The following is a 17,623-nucleotide window of genomic DNA, read 5'->3' on the forward strand; positions in this document are numbered from 1 at the left end:
TGGTTTTGCGTGTCAGGGCCAGCGGCGGAAGATCAACGAGGTGTTGACCCCGCCGAAGGCGAAGTTGTTGTTCATCACGTATTCGTGGCTCATGGCGCGGAAGGCGCCTTGCAGGTAGTCGAGTTCGCCGCACTGCGGGTCGACATTGTCGAGGTTGAGCGTGGGGGCGTACTGCTCGCGGTTCATCATCTCGATGCTGAACCACGATTCCAGGGCGCCGCAGGCACCCAGGGTGTGGCCCAGGTAGCTCTTCTGCGAGCTGATCGGCATATGCGGGCCGAACAGGCCGCTGGTGGCCAGGGTCTCGGCGATATCGCCTTGCTCGGTGGCGGTGCCATGGCCATTCACATAACCGATCGCCTCGGGCGCCAGGCCCGCGTCCTCCAGCGCCAGCTCCATGGCCCGGCGCATGGTCACTTGCTCTGGCCGGGTGATGTGCTGGCCGTCGGCGTTGCTGCCAAAGCCCACCACTTCGGCGTGGATCCGCGCGCCACGGGCCAGGGCATGCTCCAGCTCTTCGAGCACCAGCATGCCGCCGCCCTCGCCGATCACCAGGCCGTCGCGGTCCAGGTCGTAGGGGCGTGGGCTCAGGTGCGGGGTGTCGTTCTTCAGGCTGGTGGCATAGAGCGCGTCGAACACCATGGCCTCGGTGGGGCACAGCTCTTCGGCGCCACCGGCGAGCATCAACGGCAGGCGCCCGAACTTGATCGCTTCATAGGCGTAGCCGACGCCCTGGCTGCCGCTGGTGCAGGCGCTGGACGTAGGGATCAGGCGCCCGGTCAGGCCGAAGTAGATGCTGATGTTGGCCGCCGTGGTGTGCGGCATCATGCGCACGTAGGAGTTGGCGTTGAGGCCCTCCGAGGTGGAGTTGAGCAGCATGTTGCCGAAGGTCTTGATCTCGTCGGTGCTGCCGGTGGACGAACCGCAGGCCACGCCCATGCGCCCATCACGGATGCTCGGGTCGTCGAGCAGCCCGGCGTCGGCCAGTGCCCGCTCGGCGGCGGCCACCGCCAGGCGCGACACCCGGCCCATGCTGCGCAACTGCTTGCGGGTCCAGTGCGCGGGCACCTGGAAGTCATCGATGGGGCCGCCCAGGCGGGTGTTGAGTTCGCTGTAGCGGTCCCATTCGTCCATGCGCCGAATGCCGCTGCGCCCGGCGGCGAAGTGCGCGGCGATGCTGGCCCAGTCGTTGCCCAGGGCGGTAATGCCGGCCATGCCGGTGACCACGACGCGGCGCATCAGCACAGCCCTCCGTTGACCGCCAGCACCTGGCGGGTGATATACGCCGCCTCAGGCGACATCAGGAAATTCACCGCGCCGGCCACTTCTTCCGGGGTGCCCATGCGCCCGGCCGGGATCATCTTCAGCAGTTCATCGACCGGCACGTTTTCGTCGAGCATGGCCGTGTCGATCAGGCCAGGGGCCACGCAGTTGACCGTGATGCGGCGCTTGCCCAGCTCGATCGCCAGGGCCTTCGCGGCACCGATCAGGCCGGCCTTGGAGGCGCTGTAGTTGACCTGGCCACGGTTGCCGATCAGCCCCGACACCGAGGTGATGCAGACGATGCGCCCCGGCGCGCGGCGGCGGATCATCGGCATCGTCAGTGGGTGCAGGACGTTGTAGAAGCCGTCGAGGTTGGTGCGCATCACCTGGTCCCAGTCGTCCTCGGTCAGCGCCGGGAAGGCGCCGTCGCGGGTCAGCCCGGCATTGCACACCACGCCGTAGTAGGCGCCGTGGGCTTCGACATCGGCTTCAAGCACCGCCTTGCAGCTGGCGCGGTCGGCCACGTCGAACTGCAGCACCCGGGCCTGCTGGCCAAGTGCGCGCACTTCGGCGGCCACGGCATCGGCCTCGGCACGGCCGCTGCGGCAGTGCAGCACCAGGTCGAAGCCGGCCTGTGCCAGGCGCAGGGCAACGGCCCGACCGATGCCACGGCTGGAGCCGGTAACGAGAATGCTGTCAGTCATGCTGGGGTTCCTCTGGGCCGGCTTCGGCCAGGTAGCGGTCGGGCTGTGGCGGGCGGTACACATTCAGGCGGGCCGTGGCATGGATGCCGGGGCCACGCAGGTGGCATTCGAACACGCCCATGCCGTTGTCGTCTTCCAGGGAGCGCTGCGCGTGGATCAACAGTTCGGCGCCGGCGGGGAAGTGCTCGACGGCGCATTCGAACTTGCGCGTGCCCAGCAGAAAGCCCAGCTCCACCGGCAGGCCCTGGCGACGGGCGCGGCAGCCGGCGAAGGCGGCCACGCTCTGGGCCATCAGCTCCAGGCCCAGCCAGGCCGGCAGGCTGCCATCGGCGCGGTTGAACAGGCCGCCCGGGCGCACCGTGGTGCGGGTGTGGATCTGCTCGTCGTCGCAGCTGTCGATCTGCTCGATGAGGATCATGTCACCGGCATGGGGCAGCAGCTCGGCCAGGGGCCAGGGGATCATGGGGCGTCTCCGAGAATCAGGCTGACATTGTTGCCGCCAAAGGCGAACGAGTTGCTCATCAGGTAGCGCGGGCGTTGCGCGGTCAGCCGCTGGCTGCCATCGACCAACGCCAGGGCCGGCAACGCCGGGTCCTGCTGGCCATCCCAGGCATGTGGCGGCAGCAGGCCCTGCGGGTTGTGCCCGCTCAGGGCCAGCCAGCAGAACGCCGCTTCCAGCGCGCCGGCGGCGCCCAGGGTATGGCCGGTCATGGGCTTGCTCGACGAACAGGGCAGGCCGGCGCCGAACAGGCTGTGCACGGCCAGGGCTTCCATGGCGTCGTTGTGTACGGTGGCGGTGCCGTGCAGGTTCAGGTAGCCGATCTGCGCGGGCGCAAGGCCAGCATTGTCCAAGGCTTTGCCCATGGCCTGCAAGGCGCCTTTGCCGGTGGGCTCCGGCGCCGAGATATGGTGGGCGTCGGAGCTGGCGCCAGCGCCCAGCAGGGCGATGCGCGGGCCTTGTGGGTTGGCCTCGCGGGTCATCAGCAGCAACGCCGCGCCTTCGCCGATGTTGATCCCGGCGCGGTTGCGCGAGAACGGGTTGCAGCGGGCGTCGCTGACCGCCTCCAGGGCACTGAAACCGTTGAGGGTCAGGCCGCACAGGCTGTCGACGCCGCCGCACAGCACGGCGTCGCACAGCCCCAGGTCGAGCAGGCGGCGCGCGCTCATCAGCGCCCGGGCGCTGGAGGTGCAGGCGGTGGAAATCACATAAGCCGGGCCGCTCAGTTGCAGCCAGTCGGCGAGGAAGTTGGCCGGGGCACTGAGCTCTTGCTGGGCGTACTGGTAGCCCTCGGGAAAGCGCTGCTCGCGCAGGTAGTGGGCGATGCCGTCGCTGGCCTCGGCGATCCCCGAGGTGCTGGTGCCCAGCACTACGCCGAGCCGATGGGCGCCGTGGCGATCGATCGCTTCACGGATAGCCGGCTCGATCTGCAGCGCGGCGCTGTACAGCAGCTGGTTGTTGCGGCTGTGGTGCTCGGGCAGCGGCAGCTCGGGCAGCGGGCTGCTGACGGCGCCCACCGGCAGGCTGCGCTCGGGCACCCAGCCCGCTTGCGCCAGCATGCCCGAACAGTCGCCGGCAAACAGCCGGCGGGCGATGTCGGCCTGGCCGTGGCCGAGGGCACAGACCAGGCCCAGGGCATTGAGATAGGCGCTCATGGAGTGTTCTCGTCGGGCAAGGGGCTGACGTGATAACGCAGCCCTTGGCCCAGGTTCAAGGTAAAGGTATCGGCGCCCTGATAGCGCACCCGCCAGCGTTCGCCGAGCCAGCGTCGGTCATCCTGCTGGCGGGCCTGAGGGTAAGCCCGTGGCAGTTGCTGCGCCGGGGTCAGGGCGAACAGCACGGCGGCGAACAGTTCGCGCGCCGCCGGGTTCGGCGGCAGCAGCCCGTCGGCCTGCCACTGCTGGCCATCGAGTAGCTGGCGGGCCTGGGGGATGCCCAGCAGATCAAGCAGCGACCAGCGCAGGCGGGTGTCTTCGCGCTGGATCACCAGCAGCCAGTCCTGGCGTTGCCCGGCCTGCTCCCGTTCGACGTGCAACTGGCGTGGCAGTTCCAGCGCGGGCGCTTGCTCAGGCAAGGGCGGCCGCGCGGCGCAGGCGCCGAGCAGCAGGCAGCAGAGCATGGCCAGCAAGGCGTTCATGGCGTCTCCAGCGCTTTGCGCGCGACCACGTTGAGCAAGGTCTCTTCGCGTTGCCCGACCGGCGGCGGGTTACGCAGCCCCAAGCGTTCGAGCAGGCCGAAGTCCTTGGCGCGGCTCCACCACAGGTACGGGTACGAGACATGCCGTGGCGCGAACTCGAAGCCCTGGGCGCTGAGCATCTGCAGGTAGCCCTCGGCGCTCTTCTGCACGTGCATCGGGTGACGGAACAGCCAGCGGATCACCCAGGTATCGATATACGCCTCGGTGGACTCGGCGAACAGCAGGTAGCCGCCCGGCTTGAGCACCCGGTGGAATTCGGCCAGGGCTTTTTCCTGCTCCACCAGGTGGTGGAAGGTCTGGTGGCAGAACAGGATATCGACGCTGGCGTCGGCGTAGGGCAGCGCGGCGCAGTCGCTGCCATGCAGTTCCACCGTGATGCCCAGGCGTTCGGCCTCGGCGGCGCTGAGCGCCAGGCTGTGCGGGTCGGCGTCGGTGCCCAGCAGGCGCGAAGGGGCGAACACCTGGTGCAGGTGGCGGAACGACTTGCCCTGGCCGCAGCCGACATCCAGCAGCACTGGCGCGGCCGGCGGGTTGCCGTCGAACAGCCGGCGCAGGTCGTTGATCGCCACCCGCAGCACATGGTGCTGCCAGGTGTGGCTGCGCAGGAACCAGAAGCCGAAACGGGTTTCCTCGACATAGGTGTCGCTGAAAAAAGCCTTGGGCGTGCTGCTGTTCATTGCGGTGGATGCGCTCCTTCGCGGGTGGCGGCCCAAGGGGCCAGCAGGAAACTGAAAGCCAGGCCCAGGCTTACCGCCAGGCCGAAGTTGCTGACTGCCGGGGTGCTCGACAACGCCAGCAGGCCGAAGGACAGCCAGGTGGTCACTGCTGCCAGCAGGGTGCCCAGCAGGCTCACGGCGGCGCCGCCGATGCGCTCGTGCATGAGGATGGCGTAGTCGACGCTGATGGCCGTCACCAGCAGCAGGCCGAACAGGCTGAACAGGGTCAGCGGCTGGCCCAGCCAGCCGAGGCTGGCCAGGCTGCACAGCGCCGCCAGCAGCGGCAGGGCGACGATGCGCAAGGCGCCGCGCAGGCCGAACGGCAGCACCAGCAGCACCACGATCAGCAGGCACGACAGCAGCTTGAGTTCGGCGGCGCTGAGCTGGGTGGCGGCGAACAACTGGTTCAGCTCGCCGAGGCGGTCGACCAGTTGCACGCCGGGCAGGTCATCGGTCTGCAGGCGCAGCAAGGCGGTGTCGCCCAGGCCTTGCAGGCTGACGATGGCCGCCACGCCGTCGCCGTCCGGGCCCAGCCACAAGGGCCGCCAGGCTTCGCCCAGTGGCCCGGCCAGCATTTCGTCGATGCTTTGTGGCGGCAGTTGTTGCAGGTGCTTGAGCTCGCTTGCCAGGGCGGCCTCGGGCACGCCCAGTGCCAGCAAGGGTTGCCAATGGGCTGGCAACTGACCGAGGGCCTGTTGCAGTTGGGTCTGTTGCGCAGGGCTGGCGATCAGCTGGCTGAGGCTCATGTAGCCCTTGAGCTTGCCCAGCTCGACCAGTTCGCCCAGCTTGCCGCTCAGCGCCTGCAGGCGTTCGAGCAGTTGCTGCGGGTCGTTGCCGCGCACCAGGTAGAACTGGCTGGTGGGCTGGTAGCCGGTGATGCGCGCCACGGCCTGGGCTTCTTGCAGCAACTGCGGCGGGCTGCCGACCCACTGGCGGATGTCGTTGCGGCTGTCCAGGCGCCACAGGCCGGCGGCGCAGAACAGCAGCACGAGGATCAGCAGCACCCCGCTGGGCACCTTGGCCAGCAGGCGTTCACGCAGCGTGGTCAGGGTTTGCGCGATGCGCAGCGGCCACTGCGCCGGGCGCAACTCGACGCCGGCAAGCAGCGCAGGCAGCAGGCACACCGCGCTGAGGTAGGCGCCCAGCAGCCCGGCGGCGGAAAACGCGGCGATCTGGGTCAGCGCCGGGAACGGCGTGAACGCCAGGGCCAGGTAGCCGATGGCGCTGGTCGCCAGGCTCAGGCTCAACCCCGGCAGGGTCAGGCGCAGGGCCGGCCAGCTGTGCCAGGGCTTGAGGCTCCAGCTCTTGGACAGGTAGTGCAGCGGGTAGTCCACCGCCACGCCGATCAGGCTCGAACCCAGCACCAGGGTCATCACGTGCATCTGCCCGAACAGCGCCACGCACACCACCGCGCCGAACAGCATGCCCACCAGCACCGGCACGAAGGCCAGCAGCACGCGCCAGCGGCGGAAGGCCAACAGCAACAGCAGCAGGATGCCCAGCGTGGCGCCACCGCCGACCCAGGTGATCTCGCGGCTGGCCTGCTGCTGGCCGGCGGCGGCGTACAGCAGGCCGCTGGCCGCCAGCAGCCGGGCGCCGTGCTGGTCGGCGTCGAGGCGGCTGGCGGCGAGCAGCTCGGCCACTTGCAACGGCAGCTGCATGTCGAAGGCGTTGCCCTGGGTGCGGGCCCGCAGCAGCACCCACTGCTGGCCGTCGGCCTCGGCGACCAGCGCACCGCTGGCGGTGTCCAGATGCACGTTGACCGGCATCGGCTGGCTGTTCTGGATGCGCCCGGTCAGGCCCAGCCAGTCGTCCTGGCTGGGCACCAGGCTGAAACCGGCGAAGGGGTCGAACAGGCTTTGCACGCGCTGTTCGATGAAGGCCTGCGGCTGGGTGATCAACTGTTCGCGGTCGTTCGCCGAGAGCAGGGCCAGGCGGCCTTGCAGCAGTTGCGCGCGCAACGCCGACAGGTCGGTCTGCAGGCTCCACTGGACCTTTTCGAACAGGCCACTGCCTTGCCAGCGCGCGGCCAGGCGCTCGGCCAGGGCCAGAGCCTGTTCACGCTCGGGGTGGCCGACCAGCACCAGCATTTCGCGGTTGAGCGGCTCCTGCATGCGCTGTTCGGCCCGCTTGACCAGCAGGTCCTGGGTGGCACCGGGCACCAGGGTCATCAAGTCGGCCGACAGCGGCGCGCCGCGGTGCCACTGCCAGCCGGCGATGGCCAGCATCACCAGCAGCAGCCCGAGGAACAGGCGCGGCAGCAGGCGTTCAGTCGGCAAAATCGCTGCGCTCCGTGTCGCTCAGGGCCGCTGCCGCCGTGCTGGCCGGCATGCGCAGCACGGTGCTGTCGCCCTGGGTTTCGCTCAGCTCGATGCGCTCCACGTACTGCCCGCCGGCGATGTCGATGCGCGTGAATACCTGCTTGAGCAGCAGCGAGCGCGGCGTCAGGCGCAGTTGCCAGTGCCCGGCGTCGCCGGACAGGGCCAGTTCGAAATCACGTTGCAGGCCACTGCTGTCGCCTTGCAGCACGGCGAAGAACAGGCGGTTCTGCTCGGCCCCGGCGCTGCGGCTGGGCAGGGTTTGCCAGCCGTTCGGGTCGCGTCGGGCGATGCCTTGGGCGTCGATGCGGTAATCCTGGCGCAGCGGGGTGTCCAGCAGCCACAGCAGGCCGTGGTCACGGGCGAGGACGAAGCGGCCCTTGCTCAGCAGCGGCTGGGGCAGGGCGCGCAGGTGTTTTTCCTGGATGAACGGGCCCTTGACCACGGCGGGCTGGCTGAGCTGCTTTTGCAGGTCGTCGAGGCTGAAGGCCAGGGTCAGGGGGCTGGCGAGCAGCAATGCAAATGCAGCCAGCAATCTGTGCATCACTGCCGAAAACCTGGGGCCGCTGCGCGCCCCTTTCGCGGCACAAGGCCGCTCCCACAACAGCCTGCGCAGGCTCAAGAAAGCGCGACTCATGGCAACACCTTGGCAACCGCCTCGAGCATCACCTGCGGCGAGGCCAGTTGCATCTCGCCGCTGTCGATATGCACGGCTACCTGCACGGTGCTGGCACGGGTCATGCGCTCGCCGGTTTCGGCATCGCTGATCAGGTAATGGATCTTCAAGCGGTTCTCCCACTCCACCAGGCTTGCGCGTACGGTCAGGCGTTGGCCGAAGGTGGCACCGCGGATGTAGCGCAGTTGCAGGTCGATCACCGGCCAGTGGTAACCGGAGGCCTGCATGCCTCGGTAATCGTGCTGCAGGCGCTCGAGCAAGGCGCAGCGGGCGACTTCCAGGTACTTGACGTAATGCCCGTGCCAGACGATGTGCATGCTGTCCACATCGAAAAACGGCACGACGATTTCGCTGTCGACGTGAAACACCCCGGGGTTACGCATGCAGCCTCCAGTGGCGCTGGCCGATACGGGTCAGGCACAGGCGCAGGTCGTGATCCAGGGCGCGGTCCTCGATGACCGGGGCGAAGTCGGCCAGCAGCAGCTGGTGCATCTGTTCCAGCGCTGGCGGCAAAGGCCGGGCGTCGGCCTGGCGGGCCCGCAGCCAGACGCCCTGGTTGGCCGCCAGCAAGGTGGCGGCGGCGACCTGCTCGGTCAGCTCCAGCACCCGCAGGGCATCGCGCGCGGCAATGGTGCCCATGCTCACCTTGTCCTGGTTGTGGCATTCGGTGGAGCGCGAGAACACGCTGGCCGGCATGGTCTGCTTGAGGGCTTCGGCAGTCCAGGCGCTGGCGCCGATCTGCACGGCCTTGAAACCGTGGTTGAGCATGGCCCGCTCGGCTTCGGCGCCGGACAGGTTGCTCGGCAGGCCGTGGTTGTAGCGCACGTCCACCAGCAGCGCGAGCTGTCGGTCGAGCAGGTCGGCGACATTGGCCACCAGGGTTTTCAGGCTGTCCATGGCGAAGGCGATATGCCCGCCGTAGAAGTGCCCACCGTGCAGCACGCGCTCGGCGTCGCCGTCGATGATCGGGTTGTCGTTGGCGCTGTTCAGCTCGGTTTCGATGAAGCCGCGCAGCCAGCCCAGGCTGTCGGCCAACACGCCGAGCACATGGGGCGCGCAGCGCAGCGAGTAGCGGTCCTGCAGGCGGTGCAGCGACGGCAGCGGCGCATCGATGGCCAGGTCCTGGCGCAGCCAGGCGGCCACCTGGGTCTGGCCCGGGTGCGGCTTGGCGGCGAACAGGCGCTCGTCGAAGTGCTCCGGGTTGCCCTGCAGGGCAATCACGTTGAGCGCGGTGATGCGCGTGGCCAGTTGCAGCAGGTAGTCGGCGCGGGCGAAGGCCAGGCAGGCCAGGCCGGTCATCACCGCGGTGCCGTTCATCAGCGCCAGCGCCTCCTTGGGGCGCAGCACCAGCGGCTGCCAGCCCAGTTCGCGGTGCACCTCGGCACTGCTGCGGCGCTCGCCCCGGAACAGCACCTCGCGCTCGCCGGAGAGGGTGGCGGCCACGTAGGACAGCGGCGTCAGGTCGCCGCTGGCGCCCACCGAGCCCTCTTCGGGGATCAGCGGCAGGATGTCGTGTGCGAGGAACAGTTGCAGGCGCTCCAGCAGCTCCATGCGCACCCCCGACACGCCATGGCTCAACGAGCGCAGGCGGGCCGCCAGCACGGCGCGGGTGGCCGCTGCATCGAGCAGGCGGCCCAGGCCGCAGCCGTGGAAGGTGTACAGGTGACGCGGCAGGCTTTCGACATGCTCCAGCGGCACGGCCACCACGCAGGAGTCGCCGTAACCGGTGGTGACCCCGTAGATCACCCCTTCCTGGTCGAGCAGGGTGTCGAGAAAGCGCGCCCCACGGGCGATGCGTTCGCGGTACTCGGCGTCGTCCTGCAGGCGGGTAGCGGCACGGCGCTCGGCCACTGCCAGCACGTCCTCGATGGCCAGCGGCGCTTCGCCGAAGGTGACAGGCTCATGGGGTTGCATCGTCATCGCTCTTCCAGAAAGGGTAGAAATTGAACCACTGCAGGGGCGCCTGGCGGCAGTAATGGGCCAGGCGTTCGGCGTAGCGAGCCGTCCATTGCTGGATCACCTGGTCACGCTCGACACGCCGCCATTGCAGCTGTTCGGCGAAAGGCTCCAGGGTGATCTGGTAGCGGCCGTTCAGCTTGAGGCAGAACAGCAAGTTGACCGGGCAGCCGAGCAGCCCGGCCAGCAGCCACGGGCCTTGCGGGAACGCGGCCGGCTGGCCGAGAAAGTCCACGGTGGCGGTGCGCGCGCCATGCAGCGGCACGCGATCGCCGGCGATCGCCAGCCACTCGCCGCGCTCCAGGCGTTGCGAGAGCTGCAGCATGATGGCCGGGTCCAGCTCGCTGACCTGAATCAGCCGCAGGTGGGTGGCCCCGGCCTCGCCGAGCAGGCGGTTGAACTGCTCGGCATGGCGGGTGTGCACCAGCACGTTCATGGTCACCTGCTCGCCCAGTTCGGCCAATGCCCGGCATACCTCAAGGTTGCCCAGGTGGGCGCCCACCAGCAGTTGCCCGCGCTCGCCGCGCAGTTGCCCGCGCAATCCGGCCGGGTCGACGATATCGATGTCTTCAAGGCGCAGGCGGCCGTTCCATACGTCGAGCTTGTCCAGCAGGGCGTCGGCGAAGGCCATGAACTGGCGAAACACCTGCCACTGGCTGGGCGCTGGCGTCTGCCCGGCGCTGTACCGGTGCAGGCGCTGCTGGTACTGCCAGGCGCTGCGCCGGGCGCGCCGGCCAAACAGGAAGAAGTAGGCGACGATCACATGGATCAGCGGGCTGAGCAGCCGGCGCCCGAGCAGGCGTGCCAGCAGCGCGGTCAGCTGCATCAGCCGAAAGCTGCCGCGCTCGCGTTGCGCGGCCCAGTGCTGCTCGCTCATCGCCGCCACCGCCGCCAGAGAATCAGTGGGCTGCGCAGGAGCATGCCGAAGAACAGCTTGGCGTGCATCTTCGAGATCAGCGCGTTGTCGTGCACCAGGCGAAAGTGCGACAGGCCGTCCTGCGGGTAGTGCACCCGGGTCGGCAGCCAGCGCATCGGCTGGTTGCGCCAGGCCAGGCGCACCAGGATCTCGGGGTCGAAGTCCATGCGCCGGCCCAGCTTGACGCTGTCGATCAGCGCCAGGGTGGGCGGCAGCGGGTAGACGCGAAAACCGCACATGGAGTCGGGGATGGCCAGTGACAGGCTGTTGATCCATACCCACACGTGGGTGAGGTAGCGGGCATACAGGCGCCCCTTGGGCACGCTGTCGTCGTACTGGGGATAACCGCACACCAGCGCCTGTGGATAAACCTGCGACTGGGCCAGGAAATGGTCGACATCGGCCAGGTCGTGCTGGCCGTCGGCGTCCACCTGCAGGGCGTGGCTGAAGCCCAGCCGCGCGGCCTCGCGCAGGCCGGCCATCACCGCGCCGCCCTTGCCCTGGTTGACCGCCAGTTGCACCAGGTGCACATCCGCGTGCTCGGCCAGCTGGCGCAGCACCTCGGCGCACGGGGCATGGCTGGCGTCATCCACCAGCACACAGGGCAGGCCGGCGCGCAGCAGGTCGTCGACCACCTTGGGCACGGCCTGTTCGTGGTTGTACACCGGGATCACCGCGCAGGGCTTATGCACCGACGGCCTCCAGCAGGATACGGCCGCTGGCGCAGGCTTGGCCGGCGCGGCTGTAGCTGAAGTACAGCTTGCCGCGCTCCGGCTCGAAGCGCAGGTCCAGCTGCAGCGCGTCGCCGGGGCGTACCAGTTGCTGGAACTTCAGCACTTCCATGCCGGCGAAGCGCAGGTTGGCGGCCAGCAGTGGTGCAGCGAGGGCGATGGCCCAGTCGAGCTGGACCACGCCGGGCAATACCGGGGTCTGCGGGAAATGGCCGGTGAAGCAGGGCAAGTCCAGTGGCACGGCCAGGCGCAGTTGCAGCTGGTTGTCTTCACGGGCCTGTTCCAGCACCTCGGGGGCCTGGCTGCGAGCGGCCAGCAGCAACGCCGAGACCTCGGCCTGGGGCAGCTTGCCCTGGGCGTTGCATGGCAGCTGACGCAGCAGGCGCCAGCGCCGGGGCAGGGCGATGGCCTCGCAGTGTTCGGCCAGGTGCGCACGCAGGCCCTCCAGCAGTGCGCGGCGCCCCTGGTTGCGCAGCACATGCAGGCCTTCGGCGCTTGGCACCAGCAGGGCACCGAGGAAGGCGCGGCCTTCTTCGATCACCCCCAGGCGCGCCTCGGCGACCCAGGCGTGGGCGCACAGGGCCTGTTCGAGCATGGGCAGGGAGATGCGTTTTTCTTCCAGCTTGACGGTGCGGTCGAGGCGGCCGAGCAGGCGGAAGCGCCCGTCGCTGGCGAACTCGGCGGCATCGGCGCTTTGCTCGACGTGGCCGGCGGGCAGGTAGGGCGATGCGATGCGCAGGGCGCCGTCGGCATCCTGGCTGAGTACCACGTCGGCGAACGGTTGCCACAGGGCTTCACCCTGGCGCCAGGCGATGCCGCCGGTTTCGGAGCTGCCGAGGATTTCCGTCGGCCACTGGCCGAGGCGCTGGTGCAGGCGTTCGGCGGCTTCGGCGGGCAGTTCGCCGCCCGAGGAGAACACCCGCCGCACCGCGCTCAGCCCGGGCCAGTCGAGGTTGTCGCCCATGCGCTTGAGCAGCGCCGGGCTGGCCACCCAGGCGAACGCCGGGTGTTCGCGGCTGGCGCGTTGCAGGTCTTCGGGGAACGGCTGGGCCCGGCGGGCGAAGCCGCGCCCGGCGCACAGCGGCCACAGCACACGGAACAGCAGGCCGTAGATGTGCTGGGTGGCGACGCTGCCGAGGATGTGCGCATCGCCCAAGGATGCGCCCCACAACTGCTCCAGGGCGATGACTTCGTTGCCCAGTTGGCGCAGGCATTTGTCGATGCGCTTGGGCTCGCCGCTGGAGCCCGAGGTGCACAGGCTGATGCGGCACTGCTCGGGGTCGAGGTCGGCGCTGGCCAGTGGCTCGCCCAGCAGGTCGTCGAGCTGTGGGTCGCCTGGCTGGTCGCTGAGCCACAGGTCGACCTGGGCCTGCCAGCGGGCGCGGGTCTGCGCTTGCAGGTCGGCGGTCAACAGCACCTGCGCCCCGGCGCGCCAGGCGCCGAGCAGGGCGATGGCCAGCGTCGCGGCGTCGTCCACATGTACCGCCAGGCGGCGCACGCCGCGGGCTTGCAGGCCGCCGGCCAGACACAGGGCTTGCCGGCACAGCGCGGCGTGGTCCAGGGCCGGCGCTTCGGTCACCGGGCGCGGAGTGGCCAGCGGGCGCAACAGGTGTTCGAGGTTGATCCAGTTCATGAGCGTCCTCGCACACGTTGACGTATCAGCCATTCCACGGCGAACAGCAGGCCCATCGCGGCGTAGGCGATCAGGCCGTTGTACAGGGTCCACCAGGCCAGTGGCGCCCACAGGGTCAGGCCGGCGGCGATCAGGCCGTTGACCAGGAAGAACAGGCACCAGGCCTGGGTCACCCGCCGGGTGTAGCGTACCGCTGCCGGTGGCAGTTCGGGTTCGCGCAGCCGGGCCAGGCGCTCGGCCATGGGCATGCCCTGCAGCAGGCTGGCGCCGAACAGGGCGAGCATGAAGCTGCTGATCAGCACCGGGTACCAGCGCAGCAGTTGCGCGCTGTCGGACAGCGCCAGCAGCGCGCAGAAGCCCAGCGCCGCCAGGGCCATCCACAGGCCACCGGGGCGTTGTGGCGCGCTCAGTGCGCGGGCCAGCCACAGGCCGCCGAGCAGCAGGGCGAACTGCCACGGGGCGAAGTGGCCCAGGCCGTAGTGCACGGCAAACGGATACAGCACGCCGGCCAGCAGCAGGCCGAGGCCGACCAGGCGTTTCATGCCGCGCTGTTTACCAGGCGATGAACCGCTTCGACCACATCGTTGACGGTGCGTACCGACTTGAAGTCCTCGGCGCTGATCTTCTTGCCGGTCTTGCGCTTGATGTGGTCGAGCAGGTCGATGGCGTCGATGCTGTCGATTTCCAGGTCCTGGTACAGGTGCGATTGCAGGCTGATGCGTTCGGGCTCGAGCTCGAACAGCTCGACCAGGGCGTCACGGAGGGTGTTGAAGATGTCTTCGCGGGTTTGCATGGTGCGGTCTCAGGCGGCCTGGCGGGCGGTGATGAACGCCGCGAGGGTGGCGACGTTGGTGAAATGGTTGCGGGTGTCCTTGGCATCGGCGTCGATCTTGATGCCGTAGCGCTTCTGGATCGCCAGGCCCAGTTCGAGGGCGTCCACCGAGTCCAGGCCCAGGCCTTCGCCGAACAGTGTCTGCGCGTCGTCGATGTCCTGCACGCTGATGTCTTCCAGGCCCAGGGCGTCGATGATCAGTTGCTTGATGTCACGGTTCAGGTCGTGTTGTGCATCGCTCATCGGTGGCGAGCTCCTTGTTGTAGTACTGGTGCAGGTAATCATTGAGTTTGCGCGACGCCAGGGGCGCCGGGCCAAGGCTGGCGAAGGCCTGGGGGTCGATGTCGGCGCCGACGCGCAGGCTGAAGTGCACGCGCCGCCGGGGGATGCGGTACCAGGGCTCGTGCTTGGTCAGGGTGGTGGGGCTGACCTGGATGATCACCGGTGTAATGATTTTCGCACCGCGCAGGGCGATCGCGGCGGCGCCACGATGGAAGGCCGGGGCCTGGCCGGGCGGGGTGCGGGTGCCTTCGGGGAAGATCACCAGCGGCTGGCCTTGCTGCAGCGAGGCGGCGGCGCTGTCGAGCATGTCCAGGCTACCGTCGTTGCCGATGTACTGCGCCTCGCGCACCGGCCCACGGGTGAAGGGGTTGCCGAACAGGCTGTGCTTGACCACGCAGTTGGCGTCGCGCACCCGCCCGAGCAGGAACACCACGTCGATCAATGAAGGGTGGTTGGCGATGATCATCTGCCCGCGCCGGCCCAGGCGTTCGGCGCCGCTGATCTCGAAGGTGAGCACACCGAGGCCGCGCATGATCAGGATGAACCGCCAGAACAGCCAGCCGATGGTGCGCCGGGCGCGTTGGCGATGCTGTTCGCCACTGCCTGGCAGGCAGGCCAGCAGCGGGAACACCAGCAGGCGCAGGCACAGCCCGCCCAGGCCGAACAGCAGGAAGCTCAGGGCGGTGGCCGTCAGGCGCCACAGGTAGGCGTCGCGGGGGCGGTTCATGGCTGACGTTGCCAGTTCCATGTGCGACGGCTCCAGGTGTGGGAAAAGGCGTTCTGGCCGCTAAGCGAGGCGTGCAGCCAAGCCAGGGCATGGGGCAGCTCGGGGGCTGGCGCCATTTGTGCCGGCCCAAGGGTCAACTGCCATTGCTGGCCGGGTGTGAGCAGCAGCGCCACGGCGTAGGCGAACGGCACATCGCTGATGCAGGGCGCGTAGGCGGCCGGGGGTTGTTCCTCGGTGACGATCAGCAGCACCGCTGGTGCGCCTTCGGCGAGCAGCGCGGCGGCTTCCACGGCGCCTTGCTCGAAGCCGTCGCCGGCGGCGGCCAGGGCGGTCATCTCGCAGGTTTGCCCGCGCATGATCGACCACAGGCCGATCATTGCGTTGTGCACCGACAGGCTGAACTGGGTGGGCGACAAGGGCTGCTGGCTGGCCAGTTCGCTGAGAATCGAGAAGGTGCGTGGGGTTTCACCATGCCGCGAGACGAACACCAGTGGCAGGTTGGCGTGACCTTCGGCCAACGGCCAGCCGACGGCAAAGGCCATGCGCGCCATATGGCTCAGGCGGCGGCGCTGCAACGCCGGCAGGAACGCCACGTCTGGCGCCTGCTCGGCACAGGGCTCGCGTTCGGCGCCGTCCGCCCAGGCCTGCCAGTCGGCAGGGCTCTGCAGGCCCGGGGCCCAGGCACGCCATTGGCTGATATCGAAGGTGATCATGATGAGTGTGACGATTCCGCCCTGAGGGAGTTCCTGTCCGTGGGAATGACTCGGAGCACGCGCCGTGCGGGCTTGGCGCACGGGAAGGTGGCGCGCATTATCCCGGTGCACGGGACCTGTATCAATCCACATGATGGCTATCGGACAACATCCACACGCATATGCGTCATGTCCTCTTGCATGGCGGCACAGTTTCCGACAATCGGTTACTCGCAGGTTGTCGGGCTGCTTGCCGTCAACTTGAGCGAACAACGCTGGCCAATGGCGCAGTGTCGCCACATACTCGGGCATTCGTTGATACACGGAGGTCTGACATGCGGCGCGTGGTGTTCAATCAGAAAGGTGGCGTGGGCAAATCGAGCATTGCCTGCAATCTCGCGGCCGTGAGTGCCAGCGAAGGCTACCGGACCCTGCTGATCGACCTGGATGCCCAGGCCAACTCGACCCAGTACCTGACCGGCCTGACCGGCGACGACATCCCCATGGGCATCGCCGACTTCTTCAAGCAGTCGCTGTCCAGCGGCCCGTTCGCCAAGAAGAACAAGGTCGATATCTACGAAACACCGTTCGACAACCTGCATGTGGTCACCGCCACGGCAGAACTGGCCGATCTGCAGCCCAAGCTCGAGGCCAAGCACAAGATCAACAAGCTGCGCAAACTGCTCGAAGAGCTGGACGAGGACTACGAGCGGATCTACATCGATACCCCGCCGGCTCTCAATTTTTACGCCGTTTCCGCGCTGATCGCCGCTGATCGCGTATTGATCCCCTTTGACTGCGACAGCTTCTCGCGCCAGGCCCTGTATGGCCTGCTGGCCGAGATCGACGATTTGAAGGAAGACCACAACGACGAGTTGGTGGTCGAAGGCATCGTGGTCAACCAGTTCCAGTCACGTGCCAGCCTGCCGCAGCAGATGCTCGACGAGCTGCTGGCCGAGGGGCTGCCGGTGCTACCGGTGTATTTGAGCAGCTCGGTGAAGATGCGTGAGTCCCACCATGCCAGTTTGCCGCTGATTCACCTGGAGCCACGGCACAAGCTGACTCAGCAGTTTGTTGAGTTGCATGATTTGCTGGAGCGCAGTGCGTGAGGGCTTTCAGGGGTTCGCCGGAAGTTCTTCAGCGCCTATGAGATCGAGCGCCGCCCGCGCGGCGCATCGCTGGCAAGCCAGCTCCCACATCTGTTTCGGGCCAGTTACTCCTGCATGTTCATCACTGTCCGCCTTGTTGGTACGACGCGGTTTCAGTGTGGGCGTTGCCGCCGCCCCACATGACTCAAGACATGCACCAAGGCAGGCGCCGGTACTTTCACAGGAATAATTGGCCCGAAACAAACTGTGGGAGCTGGCTTGCCAGCGATGCGCCGCGCGGGCGGCGCTCGATCTCAAGAGCGCTGCATATCTATCGGCGAACCCCTGTCAGCCCCGACGCAATCCCCTCAAACCCCTTGCCCGCGCAACCACTCCAGCAACGACTGCAACGGAAACGCCCCAGCCTGCCGCGCCACTTCGCGCCCATTCCTGAACAGAATCAAACTGGGGATCGAGCGAATGCCCAGTTGCCCGGCGAGGTTACGGTTGGCTTCGCTGTCCAGCTTGGCCAGGCGGCAACGGCCAGCCAGCTGGCGGGCGGCCTGTTCGAAGGTGGGGGCGAAGCTCTTGCACGGGCCACACCAGTCGGCCCAGACATCCAGCAGCAGCGGCAGGTCGCCCTTGATCTGGGCGGCGTAGTTGCTTTCGCTGAGCTCGAACGGGGTGCTCAACAGCACATCCTGTTTGCAGCGGCCGCATTTCGGGCTGTCGCCCAGGCGGTCGGCGGGGATGCGGTTGAGGCCGTTGCAGTGGGGGCAGGGGATTACCAAGGGTGCACTCATGTATAACTCCTTTGGCCATCGTGGGAGCGGGCTTGCCCCGCGATGGCGTCAGATCAGGCAGTGTTGTTGTAGCGGCTGACGCTATCGCGGG

At 68.1% G+C, this 17,623-nt stretch carries 20 protein-coding genes; 1 reads left to right on the top strand and 19 read right to left on the bottom strand.

All coding sequences use genetic code 11. The annotated features are described in order from the left end of the window. Positions 1–12 precede the first annotated feature (12 nt). The 18 genes from ABE459_RS03110 to ABE459_RS03195 form a co-directional block, all read right to left on the bottom strand. Positions 13–1,239 carry a beta-ketoacyl-ACP synthase gene (locus ABE459_RS03110; protein WP_125860865.1) on the bottom strand — a complete coding sequence of 409 codons (1,227 nt, stop codon included), beginning with the start codon at positions 1,237–1,239 and terminating at the stop codon, positions 13–15. Further along, on the bottom strand, positions 1,239–1,967 hold the full coding sequence (fabG, locus tag ABE459_RS03115; protein WP_125465901.1) for a 3-oxoacyl-ACP reductase FabG: 729 nt from the start codon (positions 1,965–1,967) through the stop codon (positions 1,239–1,241). The genes ABE459_RS03110 and fabG overlap by 1 nt, the downstream gene beginning before the upstream one ends. Beyond that, the gene (locus ABE459_RS03120) at positions 1,960–2,430 is read right to left on the bottom strand and encodes a hotdog family protein (protein ID WP_258705280.1); all 471 of its coding nucleotides are present in this window, start codon (positions 2,428–2,430) and stop codon (positions 1,960–1,962) included. Before ABE459_RS03120 ends, fabG begins: the two co-directional genes overlap by 8 nt. Beyond that, entirely contained in the window at positions 2,427–3,620 is a 1,194-nt protein-coding gene (locus ABE459_RS03125; protein ID WP_125465899.1) for a beta-ketoacyl-[acyl-carrier-protein] synthase family protein, read from the bottom strand. The genes ABE459_RS03120 and ABE459_RS03125 overlap by 4 nt, the downstream gene beginning before the upstream one ends. Next, positions 3,617–4,102 (bottom strand): hypothetical protein, encoded by a 486-nt coding sequence (locus ABE459_RS03130; RefSeq protein ID WP_323830775.1) that lies wholly within the window; start codon positions 4,100–4,102, stop codon positions 3,617–3,619. Before ABE459_RS03130 ends, ABE459_RS03125 begins: the two co-directional genes overlap by 4 nt. Further along, entirely contained in the window at positions 4,099–4,839 is a 741-nt protein-coding gene (locus ABE459_RS03135; RefSeq protein WP_323830774.1) for a class I SAM-dependent methyltransferase, read from the bottom strand. Before ABE459_RS03135 ends, ABE459_RS03130 begins: the two co-directional genes overlap by 4 nt. After that, complete coding sequence (locus ABE459_RS03140) at positions 4,836–7,157, bottom strand: hypothetical protein (RefSeq protein ID WP_323830773.1); 2,322 nt, start codon at positions 7,155–7,157, stop codon at positions 4,836–4,838. The genes ABE459_RS03135 and ABE459_RS03140 overlap by 4 nt, the downstream gene beginning before the upstream one ends. Next, complete coding sequence (locus ABE459_RS03145) at positions 7,147–7,740, bottom strand: outer membrane lipoprotein carrier protein LolA (RefSeq protein WP_323830772.1); 594 nt, start codon at positions 7,738–7,740, stop codon at positions 7,147–7,149. Before ABE459_RS03145 ends, ABE459_RS03140 begins: the two co-directional genes overlap by 11 nt. Before the next feature lie 89 nt (positions 7,741–7,829). Continuing rightward, complete coding sequence (locus ABE459_RS03150; protein ID WP_323830771.1) at positions 7,830–8,255, bottom strand: acyl-CoA thioesterase; 426 nt, start codon at positions 8,253–8,255, stop codon at positions 7,830–7,832. Continuing rightward, a complete protein-coding gene (locus tag ABE459_RS03155; protein ID WP_323830770.1) occupies positions 8,248–9,792 on the bottom strand; it encodes an aromatic amino acid ammonia-lyase in 1,545 nt (514 codons plus the stop codon). The genes ABE459_RS03150 and ABE459_RS03155 overlap by 8 nt, the downstream gene beginning before the upstream one ends. Then, positions 9,773–10,705 carry a glycosyl transferase gene (locus ABE459_RS03160; protein WP_323830769.1) on the bottom strand — a complete coding sequence of 311 codons (933 nt, stop codon included), beginning with the start codon at positions 10,703–10,705 and terminating at the stop codon, positions 9,773–9,775. Before ABE459_RS03160 ends, ABE459_RS03155 begins: the two co-directional genes overlap by 20 nt. Beyond that, positions 10,702–11,436, bottom strand: a complete 735-nt coding sequence (locus ABE459_RS03165; protein WP_323830768.1) for a glycosyltransferase family 2 protein — start codon at positions 11,434–11,436, stop codon at positions 10,702–10,704. The genes ABE459_RS03160 and ABE459_RS03165 overlap by 4 nt, the downstream gene beginning before the upstream one ends. Beyond that, positions 11,429–13,108: an AMP-binding protein gene (locus ABE459_RS03170; protein ID WP_323830767.1), complete on the bottom strand. Its 1,680-nt coding sequence runs from the start codon at positions 13,106–13,108 to the stop codon at positions 11,429–11,431. The genes ABE459_RS03165 and ABE459_RS03170 overlap by 8 nt, the downstream gene beginning before the upstream one ends. Beyond that, positions 13,105–13,650 carry a hypothetical protein gene (locus ABE459_RS03175; RefSeq protein ID WP_125860845.1) on the bottom strand — a complete coding sequence of 182 codons (546 nt, stop codon included), beginning with the start codon at positions 13,648–13,650 and terminating at the stop codon, positions 13,105–13,107. Before ABE459_RS03175 ends, ABE459_RS03170 begins: the two co-directional genes overlap by 4 nt. Next, positions 13,647–13,901, bottom strand: coding sequence for an acyl carrier protein (locus ABE459_RS03180; RefSeq protein WP_110995337.1), 255 nt, complete (start codon positions 13,899–13,901; stop codon positions 13,647–13,649). Before ABE459_RS03180 ends, ABE459_RS03175 begins: the two co-directional genes overlap by 4 nt. Positions 13,902–13,910: 9 nt before the next feature. Beyond that, positions 13,911–14,183, bottom strand: a complete 273-nt coding sequence (locus ABE459_RS03185; RefSeq protein ID WP_125860843.1) for a phosphopantetheine-binding protein — start codon at positions 14,181–14,183, stop codon at positions 13,911–13,913. Then, positions 14,152–14,970 (bottom strand): lysophospholipid acyltransferase family protein, encoded by an 819-nt coding sequence (locus tag ABE459_RS03190; RefSeq protein WP_258643537.1) that lies wholly within the window; start codon positions 14,968–14,970, stop codon positions 14,152–14,154. The genes ABE459_RS03185 and ABE459_RS03190 overlap by 32 nt, the downstream gene beginning before the upstream one ends. Next, on the bottom strand, positions 14,946–15,662 hold the full coding sequence (locus tag ABE459_RS03195) for a beta-ketoacyl synthase chain length factor (protein ID WP_125465888.1): 717 nt from the start codon (positions 15,660–15,662) through the stop codon (positions 14,946–14,948). Before ABE459_RS03195 ends, ABE459_RS03190 begins: the two co-directional genes overlap by 25 nt. Before the next feature lie 314 nt (positions 15,663–15,976). Here ABE459_RS03195 and ABE459_RS03200 point away from each other — a divergent pair, with 314 nt between their 5' ends. Continuing rightward, a complete protein-coding gene (locus ABE459_RS03200) occupies positions 15,977–16,750 on the top strand; it encodes a ParA family protein (protein WP_110995334.1) in 774 nt (257 codons plus the stop codon). Positions 16,751–17,097: 347 nt separating this feature from the next. On the opposite strand, the gene trxC is transcribed toward ABE459_RS03200, so the two are convergent. After that, positions 17,098–17,532, bottom strand: coding sequence for a thioredoxin TrxC (trxC, locus tag ABE459_RS03205; protein ID WP_125860837.1), 435 nt, complete (start codon positions 17,530–17,532; stop codon positions 17,098–17,100). Between the last annotated feature and the right edge of the window lie 91 nt (positions 17,533–17,623).

This window comes from Pseudomonas sp. TWI923, from assembly GCF_039673365.1.
GTDB classification, from domain to species: domain Bacteria; phylum Pseudomonadota; class Gammaproteobacteria; order Pseudomonadales; family Pseudomonadaceae; genus Aquipseudomonas; species Aquipseudomonas sichuanensis.